This window comes from Rothia sp. HMSC071F11 (genome assembly GCF_001809115.1).
Classification (GTDB): domain Bacteria; phylum Actinomycetota; class Actinomycetes; order Actinomycetales; family Micrococcaceae; genus Rothia; species Rothia dentocariosa.
The window spans coordinates 43,297-64,752 of record NZ_KV795756.1; the positions used below are offsets into that span (position 1 = coordinate 43,297).

Here is a 21,456-nt window from a genome sequence, read left to right on the forward strand (position 1 = left end):
GGCAGTTAGAACCGAAACATTAACGGGGATGAATATGGTACATCAGCACAAGAATCATCATGCACCAAGCGCCATCGTAGTTGGCGGCGGCATTTCTGGGTTGTTGGCGGCGCGTCGTCTTACCGATGCCGGAGTGAACGTGACCGTCCTAGACCAGAACGATTATCTGGGAGGCGCCCTCGGCGCGCATAAGGTCGCCGGTTTGGTGCTGGATTCCGGTGCGGAATCCTATGCGACCCGAACCCCAACCGTGACAAACCTCGTCAAAGAGCTTGGTCTAGACGACCAGATTGTGCATCCCAACTCCCACGGTTCATGGCTGTATCTGCCTCAAGGTGCCCGAAAGACCCCGAGTACTGGAATTATGGGCATTCCCGGCGATCTTTCCGATAAATCTTTGGCTGGTGTGCTCGGTAAAAGCGGTTTGCGCCGCGCTCGCATGGATAAGGTGCTTCCCGCCTCGGTTGGGGCAAACGCAAAGACGCTGGGCGAACTGGTACGTGCCCGTATGGGTAAAAAAGTACTCGACAACCTGGTAGCGCCCGTGGTCTCCGGGGTGTACTCGACCCACCCGGATATGCTCGATATTGATGCCGTTATCCCCGGCTTACGCGAAGGGCTGAAAAAACATAAGTCCCTAGCTGCCGCCTCCGCCGCGATACGCGCTCAAGCACCCGCAGGTTCCCAGGTCGCCGGACTTTCTGGGGGCATGCACTTGCTGATCGAACAGCTTATCGAGAAGATGCCCGCACCCGTGCGGTACATCCCCGAATGCGGCGTGATTGCGGTGGATCGTGACCCCATCACCAATGAATGGGTGGTAATTCGCCGCCGCAGCGACGGCGAAAAAGCCGCCTCGGTGGGTGCAGATTATTTGGTGATTGCTACCGATGGTTCCACCGCTGCGCGTCTGCTCGGACCGCATATTAAGGGAAGTTCTCTGCCTAATATTGACCCCGGCCCCGAGGTTGCTCTCGTAACGCTCGTCGTCGATCAGCCCGCGCTTAACTCGAACCCGCGTGGTACGGGTCTGCTGGTTTCCGAAGCTGTGACGAATGTGCGCGCCAAAGCGCTCACCCATGCCACCGCTAAATGGGCGTGGGTCGCTGAGGAAGCAGGCAAGAACCGCCACGTGGTGCGACTTTCCTACGGCCGCGGGGGAGAACAGAGTACCTTCTCCGACGTTTCTCTTGACGAAGACCAGCTGATCACCCTCGCCTTGCGCGACGCCTCGAAACTGCTCGATGTGCCCATTACCGCCCAAAATCTGGTGGATGCGGATGTGGTTCGCTGGAACGGCGTGCTGCCTCTCTCAACGCCCGGGTACCGCGAGCGGGTGCAGCTTTTCCGCGAACGCGCGGCAGAACTCGATACCGTCTGCACGGTTGGTTCGTGGGCCGCAGGTTCCGGACTCGCCGCCGTGGTGCGCGATACCCAGGAACAGCTGGATCAATTCATCGCACACATAACACAAAAACGCGCCTCGAAGTGACGAAGATACTTGCGGCTGCCCGCACAGTACAGGCACCGTGTTAACCAAAGAAAACAGAAGACAAAACCTCACGAGTGAGGAGCATAAACCGCAGGCAGATTAAGGTCTGTCTGACCAAGGCTCGCAGGTGAACAGGAAATATTCAGCGAATCTTGGGCGGTTTTCACCGAAAGGAAGAAAATGTCTCACGAAGAACATCAGAATGCGGCTCACGGCTCTCATGGAAGCGGGTACGGGGGCGCGCCCAAAGGATATGCCGTGCAGCATTCCCCAGCTGATGAGAACAAACGCGGTCGTGAAGAAGGCGAAACCCTGCACTATACCCTGTACACCGTCTTCGCCCGTGCCGGGCAGCGTGCCGAGAGCGCATCCTCAGCGGAGGCTATCGCCGAGTTTGAGCAGCTCATCGAAGAGCTCAAAGCGGACGGCGTAACGCTGCGCGGACTCTACGATGTTTCCGCTATGCGCGATAACGCAGACGTTATGGTGTGGACCCACGGGCCGACCCCCGAAAAGCTGCAGGCAGCCGTGCGCAAGATTCGCCGTACCGCGCTCTTCAGCGCGACCACCATCGTCTGGTCGACTATGGGGGTGCACCGCGAGGCAGAATTCACCCGCAACCATGCACCCGCCTATGCACGCCAGAAGGCACCCGAGGCATGGGTATGCGTGTACCCCTTCGTGCGTTCCTACGACTGGTACTACATGAACCCCGAACGCCGCGCCGAAATGCTCAAGAACCACGGCATGAAGGCTATCGACTTCCCGCAGGTGCTCGCGAACACTGTGGCAACTTTCGGTCTGAACGACTACGAATGGGTACTTGCCCTTGAGGCTCCCGAACTTGTCGATCTTGTCGATATGATGCGCCACTTCCGCAATACCGAGGCACGCCTGCACGTGCGTGAAGAAATTCCCTTCTACACCGGTCGTCGTGTGAACGCCGCCGATGTCGCCGAGGTGCTCGCGTGAGTGAGACCGTACGCGCAGGGTGTTGCGGGAACGTCCCGGACAATGTTTGCCCGAACGCTACAGACCCCGCGAATACCGCCTCCAACGGCCCGGCAGTGCTCACCCCCGAGACGCTAAAGTCGTACCGGGGGGAGTACGGTATTACCCGTTCTCGCACCGCCGTACCCGCCCCCTATGACCTGGTGATTCTTTCCTCCTTCGGCGGGCCCGAAGGACAGGAAGATGTGATTCCCTTCCTGCGCAACGTTACGGCGGGGCGCGGCATACCTGATGAACGTCTGGAGGAAGTCGCCACCCACTACCGCGCAAACGGTGGTATCTCACCCATTAACGAGCAGAACCGTGCACTTTTGGTAGCACTTCGAGAAGCCATGCAGGAACGCGGGCCGCATATTCCGATCGTGTGGGCAAACCGCAACTGGAAACCCTATGTGACCGACGTAGTCCAGCAGGCTTATGAGGAAGGGCACCGCAATATTCTGGTGCTCGCCACTAGCGCCTACCCCGGGTATTCCAGCTGCCGCCAATACCGTGAAGACTACGGCGTGGCGCTGGAGAAACTCGGTCTTCAAGACCGCATGCGCATTGATAAGATTCGCCAATTTTTCGATGCGCCCGGGTTCGTTGAGGCCTTTACTGAGGGGTTAGAGAACGGGCTGAAACAGGTTCGCAGTACCGTGGCGGAGCGCATCGCTGACGGAACAGCGACCGCCGGGAATGGGCGCATTCGCATTATGTTCTGCACCCACTCGGTGCCGACCTCTGCCGCTAATGAGGCGGGCCCGCGCGGAATCGACTACGAGGGTGGTTCCGCCTATGTGGAGAAACACCTGCAGGTGGCGCGCGCTATTCTTGCAAAGATCCGCGAAAAGGACGAGAGTCTTCTGGATAACATCGACTGGGAGCTCGTCTATCAGTCGCGTTCCGGCTCACCCTCCACCCCCTGGCTCGAACCCGATGTTAACGATGCCATCGACAAAATCGCCGGTGACGTAGACGGCATCATTATGGTTCCGCTGGGATTCGTCTCTGACCATATGGAAGTCCTCTGGGACCTCGATACCGAGGCGATGGAAACCTGCCGTAACCACGGTATCGTGGCGGTGCGCACCCCCACTCCCGGCGTGCACCCCGCCTATGTAGAATCGCTGCGCCGCCTGATTGTCGAGCGTATGGCCGAGCCCGCAGAATCCGATCACGACAGGCGTGAAAGCGTTTTCGGGGAGTCCATATCCGGCGAACTCGGTTGGTTCGACGAATGCGACCCTGACTGCTGTAAACCCCTGCGCGGTCAGGAAAAGCCTGTAATTGCGGAGTACACCCCTAAGAAAACCTGCGCCTGCTGCAATGAGCGCGTATAAGCGCCGCCGTATATGCGGGATCCCATCCGAGTGATGAGCCCGCATATACAGCACCCATAAAACCTGAGGAGAACCATGAGCGACCCCTATATTCTCGGCACCCGAGGCTCAGCCTTGGCGCTCACCCAGAGCACCCTTGCCGCCGAACACATCGTTCAGGTGTTCAACACTCACTCCCGCGAACACGGCGCCGAACGCACCCTATCCTTTGACATCACCACCGTCAAAACCGACGGGGATGTGCTCACCGGACCGCTCGCAACCCTCGGCGGTACCGGAGTCTTCGCCGCCGCACTGCGCCAGCGCCTTCTCGACGGCGATACCCCCGACGGAGTCGATGTTGCGGTGCACTCGCTCAAAGACTTACCTGCCGAACCGTGCCCCGGGCTCGTCATCGCGGCAATTCTTGAACGTGAAGACCCGCGCGATGCCCTGGTAGCGCGCGATAACCTCACCCTCGATACCCTGCCTACGGGCGCTCGCGTCGGTACCGGATCACCGCGTCGCGCCGCACAGGTACGTGCTCTGCGCCCCGACCTTGAAATCGTCGATATCCGCGGCAACGTGGGCACTCGCATAGCCCGCGTGAAAGGGCTCGAAGAACACGGAAACCGCCAAGTCGTCGTGCGTGACAGCACCGAAACCGACAAAGCCGCACACCGTGGAATCGGTACCGAAAACACCGGTGATTGCGATGCCGTTATCCTCGCCGTTTCGGGGCTCAAACGTCTCGGCAAAGAATCCGTTATTACCGAATACCTTGACCCCTCCCGCATGCTCCCGGCCCCCGGGCAGGGCGCGCTCGCTATTGAGGTGCGCGAAACAGAATTTGTTAACCCCGATACCGCGACTTTATTCGACCCTGAAATTTCCCAGCCTGTGCGCACCCTGGGGGAAGCTCTTATTGCTGCCGACCACTTTGAAACCCACCTTGAGGTCACCGCCGAACGTCGTCTTCTGCGCCGTCTTGAAGCCGGATGCGCCGCCCCTATCGGTGCCTATGCCACCGTCAAAGACGGCGACCTTGTGCTCACAGCAGTTGTCGCATCGCCTGACGGTACCGAAAGCTTGCGCCACACGTCCGCCACCGGTGAGCTTGATGTTCCCGGCGCTGAACGATTGGGTATTCGCGTTGCCGAAGACCTGCTTCAGATGGGCGCCGCAGCCCTTGCCGGTCTTGAGGTGAAATAGAGCGTGGCTCGTGTTCTGCTGACCCGCACGGCGGCTCAAGGCGCGCCTTTTGAGCGTGCTTTGAACGATTTGGCTGCGGAGCGAGGCATTCCGAAGATTCAGGTGGATTTTGCGCCCATGCAGCTGCCTCGTACAGTTGTGCCCGAGTATTCGCTGTTTTCCTTGGTGAGCTTAGCGGCGGAAGGAGCCTTCCTCTGGGCAACTTTCACGAGTGCGAATGCGGTGCGTTCCTGCGCCGAGCTCTTTGGCACATCCTTTGCGTGGGCGCTGCGCGATGGCGGAACCCGGATCGCTTGTGTGGGGTCCGCAACGGCACGGGCGCTACGTGAGATCGGTTTGGAACCCCATTTCATGCCCGAAAAGCAGGATGCTCTGGGTATGCTCGCAGAATTTCCTACCGAGGGTGCCAATCCTGAGCTGGGCATCCCTGAGAGCCTGCGTAAGCCGCAGAATACCCCGGAATCTGCTGCATTGGGCTGGGACGATATGCTTTCTGCGCAGGCGAATGTACTCGTCTTTGAAGGGGCAAACGCCCGCCCAACTCTGCGTGAAGGGCTGGTGGGGTTAGGCTTCCGTGCTGTGCGTGCGGTGGTATACGAGATGGTGTCGGCGACCGCTTCCGCACTTGAGGCGGGAGAGCTCTCTTGTGTGAATGCGCGTGAACTTATTGCCGGTATTGGCTCGAATTCCGCCGCGGTAGACGTTATTGTTGCCACCGCTCCGTCAAGGCTCAAAGAGCTGGTGGGGGAGAACCCAAACCCCGAACGAATCCCGCCGGTGGCGGCTATCGGCCGCACAACAGCCCGCACCTGCGAGGAACTGGGGCTGCGCCATAGGATGGCCGATTCTCCCACCCCGGAGGCCCTAGCTCTAGCAACCGTTGAACTGCTGCATTCAGCCTAGATGCATCTCGCTAAACATAGAAGTATTTTGTGAAAGGTTATGTCGATGAATCTTACCCGACGACCCCGCCGACTGCGCACCACCGCCGCCATGCGCGCCCTCACCGCCGAGACCGCGTTGCGTCCCGAGCAGCTTATTCAGGTGTTTTTCGTGCGCGACGGCATTAGCGAGCCGCAGCCGATTGCATCAATGCCCGGCCAGTACCAGCACACGCTAGAGTCCTTAATTCCCGCCGTGCGCCAGGCCGCGGAGGCGGGCATTAAATGCATTGACCTCTTCGGGGTTCCGCTGGATGATGATAAGGACGAAGTAGGCTCGGCGGCTTGGGACGACAGCGGTATTTTGAACCGGGCTATCGCTGCCTGCCGTGCCGAGTTTGGCGATGAGATTGTTATTATGGCCGATACCTGCCTGGATGAATTCACCTCTCATGGGCACTGCGGCGTGCTTGTTGATGACGGTTACGGCACCATGATTGTTGATAACGATGCAACCGTGGAACTGTACTGCAAGATGGCGGTGTCTCAGGCACGCGCCGGGGCGCACACGGTATCGCCTTCGGGCATGATGGACGGGCAGATTGCCGCGATGCGCGCCGCGCTGGACGAGGCCGGGTTCCAGAACGTCTCTATCATGGCGTATTCGGCGAAGTATGCCTCCGCGTTCTTTGGCCCGTTCCGCGATGCGGTGGAGTCTAGCTTTACCGGGAACCGCAAAACGTATCAGCAGGATCCGGCGAATCGCCGCGAATCTCTCCTAGAGGTGCAGACCGATATTGATGAGGGCGCCGATATGGTGATGGTCAAGCCTGCCGGAAGCTATCTCGATATTGTGCGTGAGGTCGCCGAATTTTCACCTGTTCCGGTGGCGGCGTACCAGGTGTCGGGGGAGTACGCCATGATTGAGGCCGCCGCGGCAAACGGCTGGATCGACCGCCGCGCCGTGGCGTTAGAGGCACTGCGTTCGATTCACCGTGCAGGTGCAGACATGATTCTCACTTACTATGCAGCCGAAGCCGCCCACTGGCTGCGTGAAGAGTAACCCTAAGGACCCGTACTGAGGACCGAACCCCCGCACAGGTATACGTAACCCGAGCAACCTGTGCGGGCTTGCTGTGTTCAGCCCTGCCTGATGTGGTACTCATCGTTCCTGCGCTGCCCGCGACGGACGATAATTACCGCATCCGTAATTTGTTGTGCGTTTTATGCATACCAATAGAGAAACATTAGGTTTTTACCTTTCTCACCGTGCACAATAGAAACGCTATATCACCACATCAATCAGGACTGGACATCTGATGCAGACTTATTATGACCGCACCTATATTCAGGGCGAACTTAGCCGTTTCACACAGCAGTGGCGGCAGAAAATTGACAGTCATAGACGGTTATCTCGCAAGAACTTTGAAATTAGCGAGACCCAAACCTTCTGGAATTCCCTTCTTGCGTGTTTTGGTATTAAACCCGGCACCGTCGCCGAGTTTGAGCGCCCCGCACGCCGCGCAAGCACTGGTAATCATGGGCGAATTGATGTGTTTTGGCCTTCTGTACTTTTGGTCGAGCAAAAGACCGAAGGTAAAAACCTTGAGGAAGCGCTCGACCAGGCTCGCGATTACATAGCTGGTGGGAGTATTCCCGAAGAGAACCTGCCGCGTTACCTTGCGGTTAGTGATTTTGAGCGTTTCATATTCGTGAACCGCCGCACTGGTGACCGGGAAGAGTTCACACTCGAACAGTTACCGGAACGCTACGACACTTTGAAATTCCTAGCGGGCGAAGAAGCCATCAGTGCTGAGGAACAACAGGAACTCACGATAGCCGCATCGAAAATTATGGCGAACCTATACCAGGCGATGCTTGGCGATACTGATACTCCTGTCGGTGAAGAAGCCGCGCAGAATGCCGAAGATGAAGACCTTCGCGTGCAGGAAACCTCGATGTTCCTCACCCGTATTCTTTTCCTTCTGTTTGGTGATGACGCCGGTATTTGGGAGCTGCATCTTTTCACCCGTTTTCTGCGTAAACATACCCGCGAAGACGGTTCAGACTTGGGAACACAGATTAACGCCTTGTTTGAGTACCTGGACACTCCCGAAGCTAAGCGCTCGCGGATGCGCCACGTACCTGAGCTAATGGCCCGGTTCCCGTACGTGAACGGTTCGCTGTTTGCAGAGCGCACCCCGACCGAGTATTTTACGCGTGAGCTGCGTGAGCAGCTGTTGATTGCGTGCGGTTTTGACTGGTCGCAGATTTCAACCGCTATTTTCGGCTCGATGTTCCAGCTGGTGAAGTCGCGTGAGGCGCGCCGCGCGGCAGGTGAGCATTACACGTCGGAAGAGAACATTCTTAAAACCATTAACCCGCTTTTTCTGGATGATTTGCGTGCCCGCGCAGAAAGTCTGATTGCTTCCACCAAGGGTTCTAAGGCTAAGCGGGCCGGGCTTGCGGCGTTTCTTGATGAGCTTGGGAACATACATTTTATGGATCCGGCGTGCGGCTCTGGGAACTTCCTGCAGGTTGCGTATATGCAGCTGCGTGAACTTGAGACCCGTGTGCTCACTGAGATTCACCGTCTTGAGGAGTCGGGTGGCTTGACGCTGGATGCGTCTTGGAGCACGCGCCTTTCCATTTCGCAGTTCCACGGGATTGAGATTAACTGGTGGCCTTCAAGGATTGCGGAAGTCGCCATGTTCTTATCGGAGTTTCAGGCTGACCGTGCCTTGGCGCGCGCGTTGGGCCAGGTTCCCACACGTTTGCCGATTACCTCGGTAGCTCATATTGTGCATGCGGATGCGCTCACCACCGACTGGTGTGAGTTGATTCCGGCAGGAGCCACCAAGGTTTTTGTCTTTGGTAATCCACCGTTTTTGGGACAGTGGACGATGTCTAAAGCACAGACTTCCGCTATGAAAAAGGTGTGGGGCAAAGATTATGACGGCTACCTGGATTTTGTGACCGCCTGGTTTTGGAAAGCGGTACAGTTCTTTGATCGTGATTATGATGGCGAATTTGCTTTCGTATCGACTAATTCCATTGCGCAAGGACAACCGGTTCCGGCGCTTTTTGGCCCGATTTTTCGGGAAGGGTGGCGCATTAAATTCGCTTATCACACGTTCCCATGGGATTCTCAGGCGCCCGGTCAGGCAGCGGTGCACTGCGTGATTACCGGATTCACCCGCTCTGAGGATTACAAACCGCGCCTATTTGAGTATGACTGGAACGCAAAACAGACTCGTGAAGCGGCAGACGTCAAAAGTATTAATGCTTATCTTCTGGATGCTCCCAATATTCTGGTGAAGAAACGGTCGAAACCGTTAGCGCATTTACCTGAAGTAAAGTTTGGTACTAAACCTGCTGATAACGGAAACCTCATTGTGGAAGAAAAAGATTACGCAGAAGTATCTGCTGATCCTGTTGCTGTAAAATATCTTCAGCCTTTCCGTATGGGTAAGGAACTCGTGCGTGGACTTGATCGATGGTGCCTCTGGCTCGAAGACGTAAATCCGGCAGATATTGCTAAGAGCCCAGTGCTTAAAAAGCGCATTGAAGCTAACCGAGAATGGCGCAGCAAACAGACACCAACGGGAGACGCATATAAATATCGAGACACCCCACATTTAATGCGTCCAAACACGAATCGTCCGTTGGATAACTATGTCGGTATTCCTGCCGTAGTTTCAGAGACTCGCCCCTTTTATACGGTGGCACATCTTCCCGCTGAAGTTATCGCTGGGAATCAGCTTTATACCGCCCTAGACCCGGACGGTTTCTTTTTCGCCATCATGAGCTCGTCCATGTTTATTACCTGGCAACGTGCTGTTGGGGGTCAACTAAAATCTGACTTACGTTTCTCAAATACTCTTGTGTGGAATAACCTTCCTCTTCCTGAAATCTCTGAGGATTTGCGCACCAAAATTATTGCGGCGGGGCAGAAAATTCTTAAAGTCCGCGAGGCACTTGCGGAAAAGCACGGTGGTCGCGTTTCACTCGCAGATATGTACAATCCGCTGGCGATGAATTCTGAGTTATTGAAGGCTCATAAGGAACTGGATCGTCACGTCGACAAGGCGTTCGGAGCCGCCAAGCTGTGCGCGTCCAACAATAAACGCCTCGAAATCCTCTTCGCCCGCTACGCAGAACTCACGGCAGAATAACTGCTACTCACCAGTTCGGTGCAGAAACTTCATAGTTTCTGTACCGAACTTTTCTACACCATTTTTACGGTTATGGGTTAGTTCGCCGTAATCCATAAGATGATGTAGACAATAATATTAGTCGCGGCGTACACCACGAACAATGCCGTATCCTACCAGGCATAGCACGCCAGCAAATCCAAAAAATTTTGCTGCGGGAGAAACTACTCCAGTTGAAAATGCGAGTAAAACGGCTAGAACTAAGAGAATAATCCCGTAGCTTAAAAGCCCATCGCCCGGTTTGCGATTTTTGAAATTCTTCCGTTGTTCTTTCTGAGAGTGAGTCATATTTTGAAGATATACCTTGCGGATTTTATATACAAACCGCACCGTATTTATGTCTTTGAATATAAGTAATGTAAAGTCTATCGCCACGTCTTTTTCGGATAGGCACTTTAGCGCGTTATTGTGCAACTAGGTACCGCATCTATATCGTCCGTCGTAAGTTTGGGGGCGCAGGAACGAGCACACCCGTCCATGTCTGAATAGGGACGATTGTGGATGCAAGCCTAGTGAGCTCTTGCCATACTTACGGTTTTTCCGAACTCCGTGTACTTATGTGCACCGAAGACAACTTATGTATCTGTAACCAACCTACAGTTTCGGTAAATCCCCGCCAGTGCATCCATCATGAATGTACCGGCGGGGGTTAATACGTTTAGGAAAGCAAAATCTAAGAGTTATTTCTGGGCTTGCTTGCGGGTAATGCTGTCGATAATCCAACCTGTTTCTTCATAATGAACGGTGAGCGTGTAAAGATTATCGGCATAGTTGGTATTCCTGCTGCGTTTGTGCCGCCCATCTGCGCCTACGGTGATGATATAGGACCATCCCACGAAGAAATCCCAGGAATACACGCCGTTACCCTGATGAACGGGGTCATTTCTGAAATCATAAGAGCGCTGCTCACCGCCAATAATCCACCCACCGTCGTGGTACAGTTTTGCATCTGCGTTGTAAGCATTAATCTCTTCGACGAGGTTTTTAGACACAAACTTATATGCCTCGGTGTAATCACCTGTCTGCATGCCGTAATTGCGCCATTGCGTCCATGCCTTCATGCTTTTCATCATGCCGTCAAGGGTGGGTTCGGTGTAGCCAGGTGGATTTGTGGGTTTAGGAACATTCTGTGCCGGGCCGTAAATATCGGCCGCCCGGAACTCTCCCGCAGGAGCTTTAGACTTGCCGGAATACTTGGGGCCGGATGAGCTGGGGGCGGCACTGGGTGAATCGGCAGGTTCTGGAGGCTCGGTCTCAGGCGCGGCAGCGCTGCTGGTTGTCGTGCTGGGCCGTGCACCGGGCTTGTCCTCGTCGTCGCAGGCGGTCAAGAGCGCTACCAGAGACGAAGCTCCTAGAAAACCGAACGCGGCTCGGCGTGTACAGGTGGTGAAGTTATTGCTGATGCTCATCGGTGAATTGGCTTTCTGAGTTGTAGTGGTTGGTGAATAGTCGGAAGTGATATGTACCCCCACAGAAGAACCTCAGTGTTGCACAGCAGGCGAGCTAACCGACGATGGTGTGACGCATACTCTCGGCCTGAATTAGCCGATCCGGAAGGTTTGCGCCCAGCCGCAGAACGTTGTGATCTTCTTTAGGGAAGGTCAAGGAAATCTTTGAGGATTCGCCGAGTACCTTGCGAGAGCCGCATCTTATATCCGCATTTCATGGTGCGGATGCGCAAAACGGTACGCACAATACAGGGCAGAAGATCCTCAAAAGAGTACCTCTAGTGCAACTGTACGACGAATAAACGTTTTGTGCGAACCAATCACAAAGTTTACGTAAAAAATATTTAATTTAATAGGATATTCTCAGAAAACCGTTGAAGAAATGTAGAAGATTTACTTTACTGTCATAACTTTTAGTGCCGGATTGAGAAGATATCGGCAAAAAGCGAAGAATATTCAAAGATAGGCTCTCCATAAAACGTGAAACCAGCATTTCTGCGATAGCGTCACGACAATAGAGAACCCATTTGTGCCTGTGCAGCAGAGTGCGGAAAACTCTAATGTGTCTGCTTGAAGGATGCGCGATCTGCCGCCTCCTGCGCGTGTTTACCGGCCGGAATATAGCCCTTAGTGATGCACACGAGGCGCGCATCCCGGCCATATTCTTCGAGCCGTTCTCGGTCGGCAGGGGAGTTATCGTCAGCCCAGCGTTCTTGCTCCACGCGGAAGGCAATCTGCCGAACCAAATACTCAAGATTGGGGTCGCGTAGCTCTTTCGTATATTTGTTGGCCCGAGGTACCTTAAATTCCAGATTCCACTGCGATAAATCTTTGGTATCAGGGTCAGTGGCATCTGGGTCTTGAGGCACCACGCGGTAACTCCTCAGCTGGCGGTATGGAATATCGCGCGGGTTGCGGAAAGGTCCCCGGCCGACCTGCAGAAGAGTGGGGGTGGAGACAAGGTACGAGTTCGTATACGAGACGAGCGCGACGATACCGGCAATATATCCGATTCCCAGAATAATAGCGTTATAGGGAACCGGCGGCGCGTATTCAAAATCGATATCGGTCAGCCGAAGCAAAAACAGGGCAATGGACGCGAAAAAGATAAGGCCGCTTATCAGCGCGGTAGTGCTCAGGTCATGATCTAGCGTTAGTCCAGATTGATGACCCGTCGTACGCAGGGGCTTGCTGAGCTTACCCAGGGTAGCGCTGTAGATTTTGGGCATACCCACAGCGCGGTCGTCTGGAGAAGCGCCGTGGAAGATGCGGTAGTTGCGCCGCCCAATACGTGCCGCTGCATATACCATCAGGAACGGGAGAGATAGGGCTATGGGGCGGAGTATTTCATTAAACTCCCAGAACAGCATGAAAAGGGACGCGTTAACAATCCATGCCCAAAGGTACAGGAAAAAGTGTTTATACGACCAAAACCACTTAGCGTGCTCGGTTTTGAGCGCATACTTTTTACGCACCCGCACCGGATAGACCGCCTCAATGAGCAGGCATAACCCCAAATACACGATGAATGCTATAAGCCAAATATCCCGAAAGTCCATAACAGCATTCTACGTTGTTCGCTTTCGCGACGCTCAACAGTATGGATGAATATCTCAGAAAATACCCGCCGCCAGCAAAGCTGAGAAGCTGCTGCTGACGGCGGGCAGAGTTCGGAATTTATAACGAGATTTTGTGGGAAAGCACTGGGTCAGAGGATGTTGCTACGCCTTAGCCGCTGCACGTGCCGCGCCCGGGAGTGCCTCAATGATGCGTTCCATCGCGGTATCGTCGTGTGCCCCTGAGAGGAACCACGCCTCAAAAGCACTCGGGGGAAGGTATACGCCGGCATCAAGCATGGCGTGGAAAAACGCCGTGTATTTGGCGGTGGCAGAACCCTTAATATCGGCATAGTTGTGCACGCCGTGTTCGCTGGTACCAAAGGCAACCGAGAACAGGTTGCCTGCCGTCTGAATCGAATGATCCACCCCGGCATCGGTAAGCGCCTGCGCCAGCGCAGCCTGCAGCTGTTCCGAACGTGTATCGAGCGTGCGGTAGAGGGTATTATCGGCAAGTTTGAGGGTCATAATGCCGGATGCCACCGAGAGCGGATTACCCGAGAGCGTGCCCGCCTGGTAGACGGGACCGGTCGGTGCCAGATGCTCCATCACCTCACGTTTACCGGCGAGTGCGGCGATCGGCATACCGCCGCCGATCACTTTACCGAAAGTGAAAATATCGGGAACCCAACCGTTATCTTCGGGAGCAAATTTACCCCAGTACCCGGCGGACGAGACACGGAAACCGGTCAGCACCTCATCAAAAATTAACAGGGCATTATTGCTCTGCGTAATTTCGCGCAGACCGCGGTTAAAGCCCGGTTCGGGAGTCACCACGCCCATATTGCAGGGGGCAGCTTCGGTAATGACGGCGGCAATTTCTCCCGGATGCGCGGCGAAAGCCTCGCGCACGGCGTCAAGATCGTTGTAGGGGAGCACGATAGTTTCGGATGCGGTTGCTGCGGTCACTCCCGCCGAGCCGGGTAGGGCGAGAGTCGCCACGCCGGAGCCTGCCTCAGAGAGCAGCGCATCCACATGCCCGTGATAGCAGCCCGAGAATTTGATAATTTTATCGCGCCCGGTGATGCCGCGTGCCAGGCGAATAGCAGTCATGGTGGCTTCGGTGCCAGTAGATACCATACGTACCTGCTCGATTGCGCCGGGGATCGCGGTGTTGATGCGATCGACCACAAGCTCTGCGAGCTCTGCCTCGGGCGCGGATGCAGCGCCGAATGACAACCCGCGTGAGGCAGCCTCTTGAACCGCCGCAACAACCTGCGGATGCGCGTGCCCAAGAATCGCCGGGCCCCACGAGCAGACGAGGTCTACGTATTCGTTGCCGTCAGCATCATAAATATAGGGGCCGGATGCGCGGTCCACAAAAGCAGGCGTGCCGCCCACGGAGTTGAAAGCGCGCACGGGGGAGTTTACCCCGCCGGGGATTACGGAACGGGAGCGTTCAAAAAGCTCTTCGCTGTGCTGGTGTGCAAGGTGGTGTTCGGCTGATACGCTCATGGGTAACCTTTCGTGTGTGGGCGCCTGGAATTCTCTTATCCCATGATAGGCGGTTATCGGTTATCGGACAGCGACGCTGCGTCAATACTCACGGACCTGGGTGAGTTGGCAACCGAATATAACGGGCAGGTTAGATTTGTTTTCACATGCCCGATCGCCCACACTTTGCTGCCGCCGATGGGTTAGCATGGCATACAGTCGCATGGCCGCCTAACGCTTGTTCGGGGGTTATCTCGTGCTTGCTCGCCATCATGTAACGGTAAATGTGCTCGAAGAAGTCGTGGGAGACTTCAAAATGTCCGTACCGCAGCTGTTTCGCATAACTCCGCCATTCGGGGTGCTCGCGTGCTACCTCAATCGGACATGGATGCGGCGCATCCTGAAACACAACATCACGCCTGAATGGCTCAAAATTTTCGGCCATGCGGAACTGGTAGACTCGGTCATCCACAATCTGCCCCACAGCGGTAAAAGCCTGAACTTTCTCACCAGAATTCATGCCGGTTTTAGGGCTGTAATACAGAATCCAATCGCCCTGTTTCATACGTGCCAGCGGTGCCTGTTTGCCGTGGCAAACCTGGCAGAATCCGCCCGCAACGCCGAGTAAAACATGATCGCGTGAGGCTACTCCAACCCAGTAGCGCATAAGAACCTCCTAAAACTGTGAAGAGTACCAAGAGTCCGGGGCTCACACGGTATTGATAAACCCCGGACTCCAGGTTATGTCTTGAAGCGGATCGTTAGACCCGATCGTGTACCGTCACCGCGTACCCGTCCGGGTCAGCAAAAATAATGCTCTCGCCGAAAGGCCCGGGTGTTGGTTCTTGCAGGATGCGCACGCCAGCTTCCTTGAGCTTCGTAAGAAGACTCCGCACATCGCTGCCGTGCATCCACAGGGCCACACCCAAGCCGGGGCGCGAAATTTCGTCAAGGTTTACCCCGGGCAGCGGCTCGCGTACGGCGAAGGGGATGGGCTCAGTTGCGAAGACCACGGCATTCGGCGGCGCTTGCGGGGTGCGGCGCAAGCCGAGATAGGTTTCGTAGAACTGCGCGGAACGCTCAAGATCGCGCACCTGCAATGCGATGAAGCTGGGGCCGGTCACCGTCATGATAGTCCTCCTCGAATAGACCATATTTTGCATGTCAGGATACTGACATTAACAGCATATGTCAGAATATTGACATGAGGCAAGAGGAATTTAACCAACTTATTGGATATCGACTCAAAGAAGTGCAATCACTGCTGCGCTCGCGCATGGAAGAGGTTCTGCGCCCGCTTGGGATTACCGTTGCGCAATACGTGTGCCTGGAAATTCTAAAATCTACCCCGGGTGCTTCTAATGCTGAGCTGGCGCGGCAGGCTTTCGTAACCCGCCAAACGATGAATACGCTTTTGCGAGGGCTTCAAGAACGCAGTTTGATCGAGCGAGCAGAACAAGCCCCCCGAGGTCGCGCGCTACCGACCATACTCACAGCGGAAGGGGAGCGTGTGCTCGATCAGGCGACCGGGCGCATCCGCGATGTTGAGCAGCACATGGTGGGTGGGCTCAGCGATGCGAAACGGCAAGAATTATGGGATTTGCTGACGATCTGTATTGAAGGGCTGCACGCTGGAGGGTCAAAGACCTGATGCAAGGAGGAGCAAAATCTTCCCTCTAAGACTTAAATATCCCGTATTGGAGGAGATGTAATGCTAGCCTTGAAATGCCAATAAAGAACAGAATGGGGGACTCTGGCACCAGTTGCGAGAATCAGAATATTTAGACACTCACCAAAGAATTATTTAAATAATCTATAGAACGTCAAGGACCGTGGGAGGATGTACACCTGTGAATACATCAGTTTTTGTGAGTGCAGGTATTGTTGGTGGTGTGTTGCTTACCTGTGCAGCGTTACATATTACCTATTTGGGGATGAGAGCTAAACGTGAGAGCGAAGCAATGCTTCGGCGGGCACGATACCCGTGGTGGATTCTAGTGATTGTTGATATTTTTCTGGTGGGCTTTGGCAGTTTCTTTGCATTTGTTCTTTCTGTCATTCTGACGCCAAGCGCAGGGACTCCTATAGTCATCGTACTTTTTGCTGTACCGATGTGCCTAATATTCGCATTCTTTATTTTTATTATTCTCCTTATACGTGGTCTCACGATTCGGTATATCGAGCTTGTTCCTTCGGGGTTTGTCTTTCGTAGTGGTTTTGGGCGAGTGCATAATATTCCTTTTTCTGATATCAAAGGGTACGATTATCGCCCAGCTCGATTTGATTTCGAAGGAACCCTTCGCGTGTCTATGGGAGATCGACACGCTGTGAATACTTCCCGCGGCGATAGGCTCCGCGTGATCAATCACGAAGGTAAAAAAATTCTTCAGACACAGGTACGTCATTCGGCCATGCCGGATTATGTGGGACAGTGCTTGATGTTTCGCGGTATGCAGGAACGATGGCCTCAGCTGGGGTACTCAGAGGATGAAAAAATTCTGGCGGAGTACACGAAAGATGTGGTTGTCAGGTATCTAACCGTTAATCGATGGCGACAGGATTTTTAAGGGAGGAACTGTGCATGAGACCTGGGTACCTCTCAGGGTATCCTGGTAGGGAAATATCACCGATGATATGGAGTTTCTATAATGGTTTTTGCCTGGATTGCCGTGGCAGCGCTATGTTCTATTCACCTTATTTTCTCGCTGGCACAATCTTGGGTGGAGTCTAAAAAACATCCGTACCGCGTACGGCGCTTTCATGGAGCTAACTATATTCTCTATATTTTAGTTATTGGATATCTGTATTTTGCTCCACTCATATTTTCAGGAGAATATGATGGGTCGCATACCATTAAGATAACAATCTTTGCATATGGTGGACCCATCCTGATATTAGGTTTATTTTTCCTCGTTGCTCAGCATGATATGAGTTATATCGATATAACCTCTGAAGGGTTCCTGACTCAGACCGTCTTCGGGAAAGAAAAATTTACTCCCTTTGCAGCTATTGACGGGTATATATACAGTCCCAAAAGGAAACGTCAAACCTTAGATGGGCAGCACTGGAAAATTACTCAAGACCTTAGCGATGATCTTTATCTGATAGATCCCTGGGGAAACACAGTTTTCTCGTGTATTCCGGCCAAACCTCAAGAAAGAATCTTTGGCGCCTTGCTCTATGCGCGGGCACGTTCTGGTCGTTGGCCTGACCTTGAGAACCCTGAAGATGAACTTGTGATCATGAAACTAGCAGACTCCAAATATGAAGTAACCGATTTCTTGATGGAATACCCTCAAGTAAATGGATTTATAACGCCCGAACAGACTGCTGTCCCACAACAACCAATGCCGCCACAATACCCGCAGAACGCGTATCCTCAAGAGGGCTATCTGAATTCAGGTCAGCAGCCCTCGAACCAGCAGATGAACCCCTATGGATACCTGCAGCAGCCCCACAACTATCAGCAGAACCAAAACCCACCGCAGGGGAGCGCATAGTAAAACCTGCAAGCCTCAGATAATTTCACCCGGAATATAGCCCGTGACAATAAACGGTGGGAGCAGAAACAGCCAAATAATTTCTGCTCCCACCGTTTACTGCGGAATTACTGAATGTCCTGCGGCATCAACAGGTTCTTACCGACCGGATGCTCATTCCAGAGGGCTCTTTCGGCGATACCGTTTGCTGCTTGAGTTTCGACAATGTGCTGATCGCTACTGTTTCGCGGGTCAGGCCAGCGGGAGTTATACATCCTAAACGCCAAAACCGCGAGCACCCGTTCCCCACGGTATATTTTGGGGCGGAAAGAAACTTGACGGCCGTCAGAGGAGAACAGCGTCAGCATTTTGTTGTTGTACTCGTACCAATAGCTGTAAGCGCTTACCTCGCTGTAATAGATGCGGGTGATCCGGCCGAAAGCATTTCGTTGCTCTACATAGTCGCGCGCTGTCTCAACGTAGATATTTCTATAGTTGAGGTACGCCCAAACGGCTAAGCCATAAAAGATAACAACACACAGGATAAAAGAGCCCAGGATTGAGAGTGATTGTTGGGGCGTTTGCGTTGTGTTTGGATGCAGCACCATATACACGATAAGAGCTGTGAGCAGAGTGCCCACCAGAGCCGAGATGAAGACCGAAATAAGGATCAAGGCTGGATGTCTGACGCGCAAAACACCATCTGGATTTATAGGGAACTTGGCGGCACGGCGTGCATAAAGTTTATCAAAGGCAGTATTCAGAGGGCGCTGGATAATACGGTGTAGCATGACGGTGATCTTTCTCGTTCGGTAATTGGTTGAGAGGAAAATATGCCGTGCAAACGAGCGACACCGGAAGAGCAGTCGCTTGGTTGGTGAGTGTGAGCGGCACAAAACCCCTGAAACAATACAAACGTAGCACACGAGATAGGGCACAGGGTTGCTGACTCGTCACGAAAGCTTACAGAACCGGCCACCTAAACGACGAGCCGTCACGCATTCATTGCAGAAGATCTACCGCATATGTGAGGCGCTATCGAGCTTTTTCATCACCTGAGTATCCTGATCAAAGAGCCAGTTCTTATCGAAAAGAAGGCGCACAAACGCCAGCCCCAGCCCCAGGGCCAAGAAGGTGAGGAGCGACTGCACGAAACCATTGGTAGCCGCGTACATATTCCCGCCCGAAAAATACGACATTGACAGATAAAACGGCACACCCGGAACCATCGTCACTACGGCAGGCACCGACAGGGATATACGCGAATATTTACGCCCGTGCAGCGGCGCCACGATCTCCGCCATAATGCCGACTCCGAACACCGCGACCGTCGCCGCCATATGGGGAGCCCAGCCCGCCTCCACAAGCCAAATCCGTGCCGGATTAGCGATAGCGGCAATAACGCCGCCCCACACGCACGCCACGGGAGATGCAGCAAAGAGCATGGCGAACCCGGCGGCGGCAACTCCCGATGAAATAACCTGCAGTAGGATATATAGCCCCACCGGAATATCCGGGCGAATATTTTGCAGAAGCGGAATCTCGAAGAGCGAGGCAAGAACCCACACCGCAAAAGACCCGCTCACCAAAAGCACCGCCACATAGGTCAGGCGTGAAACACCGGCCAGGAAATCCATGCGGGAAATATCGAGCATGCCGGTCACCATAGGGAAGCCCGGCACCAAGAACAGAATTGAGGAGATGAACCCCACCATATGGTCGCTTCCCACGAGGTTTAGAGCCACCAGAAGCCTAATAATTCCAATATAGGTTCCTGCTCCAAGAAATCCGCACGCCATCCAAATCGCCATATGGCTTGTGCCGCGCTTCATGAGAGTAGAACGCAAAAATTGACCGGCACCAGCGGCAATAAACACGACGAGGCATTCCACCAGACCGCCCCTATTGAGGAAGGCGAACCCGGTACAGGCTATGGCGGAGGCGAGGGAGAGCATCCAGCGTTTGTAGAGATGCGGCATGGAATCGATGCGGGTAATCTCGGCATCAGCCTCAGATGGAGATATGCGATCGGGAAGCTCAGAAATGAACTTACCCAACAGGTCAATTTTGTAGGAATTAATACCCATCGTGCGCTGCTCGGCGACTTCAGTGCGGAAATTACCATCCGCATATGATGAGGTGGCGATCTCTGTGAAGGTCACTTGCGCATGATGTTCCTGTAGCCCCACGGCCTTCGCTAAACGCGCCATTGATGCCTTGATACGGTAGGCACTTGCCCCCGATTTCATGAGGATTCTGCCGAGCTTGAGGACCACCTGCGATTGCGACACGATATATTTGTGCTGTTCGCGAGAGGAACCGAGATAGATACTGTACGTGTTGGTGTCTTGATATTCCATGACAATTCTGAATGCTGATGTGATACATAACCGGCGCGTTGCACTGCACCTTAGGGCGAGAACCCCTACCTCTTTAGCATAGGGGTTAGCGGCGCGCAGGTATAGTGCCGGACGTATTGAAAACCGGCGAGATAACCTTCGCGATACTTAGTCAATAGGGGAGTTAAGCAGCCTCAACAGACTCTGTTCAACGTGACGAAATCAACGAGGCTGATAGAGAATTAGCGGCGTATTGGCCACCGACCGTCGATAACCTCGTTCTCTTTACCCGGCTTAGTGCGCAGCCAGTCCTGGAAATCGCGCGCCTGATCAAGCGACCACTGAACCTGATGCGTGTGGAGGGCAGCGGCATCCGTGGCAATCTCGGGGAAACGCTCAGCGAGCTTAACGAGTAGTCGCTCGGCGGCGAGGGCATCCGCCTTGGATGTGTGGGCGTTCTCTAGAACCACGTCGTGTTCGGCGGTGAGGGTTTCGAGCTTGCGGTTGCCGCGTTTGCGGGGAATAACGTGCTTATGAATCACGTACGGGTCAAGAATGTGCCCGGCGGGCAGCTCGCCGTGGGCGATGTTATAGCGGAGCATCTCATGATGAAGCACCGAAAAATCGTAGGCGGCGTTAAACGCGATAACGGGTATGCCGTCTAGGAAGAGCGAACCGATCGCACCCGCGACCTCCCAGATCACCTGCTGGGCAGGTTGCCCGTGGGAGCGCGCATATTCGGTTGTGATACCGTGCACGGATGCGGCACCTTCGGGAATCTCAATGCCGGGGTTAGCCAGCCACTCGCCAGCTCGCTGCACGCTCCCATCCGGGTTCAGCAGAAGCAGCGAAGCGGTCACGATGCGGGCGGTGGTCACATCGACACCGGTGGTCTCTAAATCGAAGGTTGCGCGAGGGGCATCTATCCAGCTCATAGCTCAAGCCTAGCGGAGTTCGCGTGTAAATGCCCGATGCTTCGTGACGTTCTCAGGCAGAGGACATATCTGCGTAGCGCCGAGAAACCCCGAT

Annotated in this window: 19 protein-coding genes; 10 read left to right on the plus strand and 9 right to left on the minus strand. The window is 54.4% G+C overall.

Annotated elements, in window-relative coordinates:
- The first annotated feature begins 28 nt into the window (after window positions 1–28).
- The 7 genes from hemG (at window position 29) to HMPREF2554_RS04750 (ending at window position 10,072) form a co-directional block, all read left to right on the plus strand.
- Complete coding sequence (gene hemG, locus HMPREF2554_RS04720; RefSeq protein ID WP_013397469.1) at window positions 29–1,492, plus strand: protoporphyrinogen oxidase; 1,464 nt, start codon at window positions 29–31, stop codon at window positions 1,490–1,492.
- Between the two features lie 180 nt (window positions 1,493–1,672).
- Window positions 1,673–2,464, plus strand: a complete 792-nt coding sequence (gene hemQ / locus HMPREF2554_RS04725) for a hydrogen peroxide-dependent heme synthase (RefSeq protein ID WP_013397467.1) — start codon at window positions 1,673–1,675, stop codon at window positions 2,462–2,464.
- On the plus strand, window positions 2,461–3,825 hold the full coding sequence (locus tag HMPREF2554_RS04730) for a ferrochelatase (protein ID WP_070554226.1): 1,365 nt from the start codon (window positions 2,461–2,463) through the stop codon (window positions 3,823–3,825). Before hemQ ends, HMPREF2554_RS04730 begins: the two co-directional genes overlap by 4 nt.
- A 75-nt stretch (window positions 3,826–3,900) precedes the next feature.
- Window positions 3,901–5,016, plus strand: coding sequence for a hydroxymethylbilane synthase (hemC, locus tag HMPREF2554_RS04735; protein WP_070554228.1), 1,116 nt, complete (start codon window positions 3,901–3,903; stop codon window positions 5,014–5,016).
- 3 nt (window positions 5,017–5,019) lie between these two features.
- Window positions 5,020–5,919 (plus strand): uroporphyrinogen-III synthase, encoded by a 900-nt coding sequence (locus HMPREF2554_RS04740; RefSeq protein WP_070554230.1) that lies wholly within the window; start codon window positions 5,020–5,022, stop codon window positions 5,917–5,919.
- Window positions 5,920–5,964: 45 nt separating this feature from the next.
- Complete coding sequence (hemB, locus tag HMPREF2554_RS04745; RefSeq protein ID WP_070554232.1) at window positions 5,965–6,960, plus strand: porphobilinogen synthase; 996 nt, start codon at window positions 5,965–5,967, stop codon at window positions 6,958–6,960.
- A gap of 256 nt (window positions 6,961–7,216) precedes the next feature.
- The gene (locus HMPREF2554_RS04750; RefSeq protein ID WP_070554236.1) at window positions 7,217–10,072 is read left to right on the plus strand and encodes a class I SAM-dependent DNA methyltransferase; all 2,856 of its coding nucleotides are present in this window, start codon (window positions 7,217–7,219) and stop codon (window positions 10,070–10,072) included.
- Between the two features lie 117 nt (window positions 10,073–10,189).
- Here HMPREF2554_RS04750 and HMPREF2554_RS04755 read toward each other — a convergent pair whose 3' ends face one another.
- The 6 genes from HMPREF2554_RS04755 to HMPREF2554_RS04780 form a co-directional block, all read right to left on the minus strand.
- Window positions 10,190–10,486, minus strand: coding sequence for a hypothetical protein (locus tag HMPREF2554_RS04755; RefSeq protein ID WP_141744368.1), 297 nt, complete (start codon window positions 10,484–10,486; stop codon window positions 10,190–10,192).
- A gap of 305 nt (window positions 10,487–10,791) precedes the next feature.
- Window positions 10,792–11,520: a DUF6318 family protein gene (locus HMPREF2554_RS04760; protein ID WP_037231075.1), complete on the minus strand. Its 729-nt coding sequence runs from the start codon at window positions 11,518–11,520 to the stop codon at window positions 10,792–10,794.
- A gap of 596 nt (window positions 11,521–12,116) precedes the next feature.
- Entirely contained in the window at window positions 12,117–13,118 is a 1,002-nt protein-coding gene (locus tag HMPREF2554_RS04765) for a hypothetical protein (RefSeq protein ID WP_070524376.1), read from the minus strand.
- Window positions 13,119–13,280: 162 nt separating this feature from the next.
- Window positions 13,281–14,630: a glutamate-1-semialdehyde 2,1-aminomutase gene (hemL, locus tag HMPREF2554_RS04770; protein WP_070554240.1), complete on the minus strand. Its 1,350-nt coding sequence runs from the start codon at window positions 14,628–14,630 to the stop codon at window positions 13,281–13,283.
- A 142-nt stretch (window positions 14,631–14,772) separates the two neighbouring features.
- Window positions 14,773–15,276 carry an EVE domain-containing protein gene (locus HMPREF2554_RS04775; protein WP_246826006.1) on the minus strand — a complete coding sequence of 168 codons (504 nt, stop codon included), beginning with the start codon at window positions 15,274–15,276 and terminating at the stop codon, window positions 14,773–14,775.
- Window positions 15,277–15,370: 94 nt separating this feature from the next.
- On the minus strand, window positions 15,371–15,739 hold the full coding sequence (locus HMPREF2554_RS04780; RefSeq protein ID WP_070554242.1) for a VOC family protein: 369 nt from the start codon (window positions 15,737–15,739) through the stop codon (window positions 15,371–15,373).
- Window positions 15,740–15,813: 74 nt separating this feature from the next.
- On the opposite strand from HMPREF2554_RS04780, the gene HMPREF2554_RS04785 reads away from it, so the two are divergent.
- From HMPREF2554_RS04785 to HMPREF2554_RS04795, 3 genes are all read left to right on the plus strand, one after another.
- The gene (locus tag HMPREF2554_RS04785) at window positions 15,814–16,260 is read left to right on the plus strand and encodes a MarR family winged helix-turn-helix transcriptional regulator (RefSeq protein WP_013397454.1); all 447 of its coding nucleotides are present in this window, start codon (window positions 15,814–15,816) and stop codon (window positions 16,258–16,260) included.
- 199 nt (window positions 16,261–16,459) lie between these two features.
- The gene (locus HMPREF2554_RS04790) at window positions 16,460–17,176 is read left to right on the plus strand and encodes a hypothetical protein (RefSeq protein WP_041321517.1); all 717 of its coding nucleotides are present in this window, start codon (window positions 16,460–16,462) and stop codon (window positions 17,174–17,176) included.
- A gap of 360 nt (window positions 17,177–17,536) precedes the next feature.
- The gene (locus HMPREF2554_RS04795) at window positions 17,537–18,109 is read left to right on the plus strand and encodes a hypothetical protein (RefSeq protein ID WP_244864755.1); all 573 of its coding nucleotides are present in this window, start codon (window positions 17,537–17,539) and stop codon (window positions 18,107–18,109) included.
- A 107-nt stretch (window positions 18,110–18,216) separates the two neighbouring features.
- Here HMPREF2554_RS04795 and HMPREF2554_RS04800 read toward each other — a convergent pair whose 3' ends face one another.
- From HMPREF2554_RS04800 to HMPREF2554_RS04810, 3 genes are all read right to left on the minus strand, one after another.
- Window positions 18,217–18,879 (minus strand): G protein-coupled receptor family protein, encoded by a 663-nt coding sequence (locus HMPREF2554_RS04800; RefSeq protein ID WP_013397451.1) that lies wholly within the window; start codon window positions 18,877–18,879, stop codon window positions 18,217–18,219.
- A gap of 225 nt (window positions 18,880–19,104) precedes the next feature.
- Window positions 19,105–20,448 (minus strand): threonine/serine exporter family protein, encoded by a 1,344-nt coding sequence (locus tag HMPREF2554_RS04805; protein WP_013397450.1) that lies wholly within the window; start codon window positions 20,446–20,448, stop codon window positions 19,105–19,107.
- A 221-nt stretch (window positions 20,449–20,669) separates the two neighbouring features.
- Window positions 20,670–21,362 carry an exonuclease domain-containing protein gene (locus HMPREF2554_RS04810; RefSeq protein WP_013397449.1) on the minus strand — a complete coding sequence of 231 codons (693 nt, stop codon included), beginning with the start codon at window positions 21,360–21,362 and terminating at the stop codon, window positions 20,670–20,672.
- Between the last annotated feature and the right edge of the window lie 94 nt (window positions 21,363–21,456).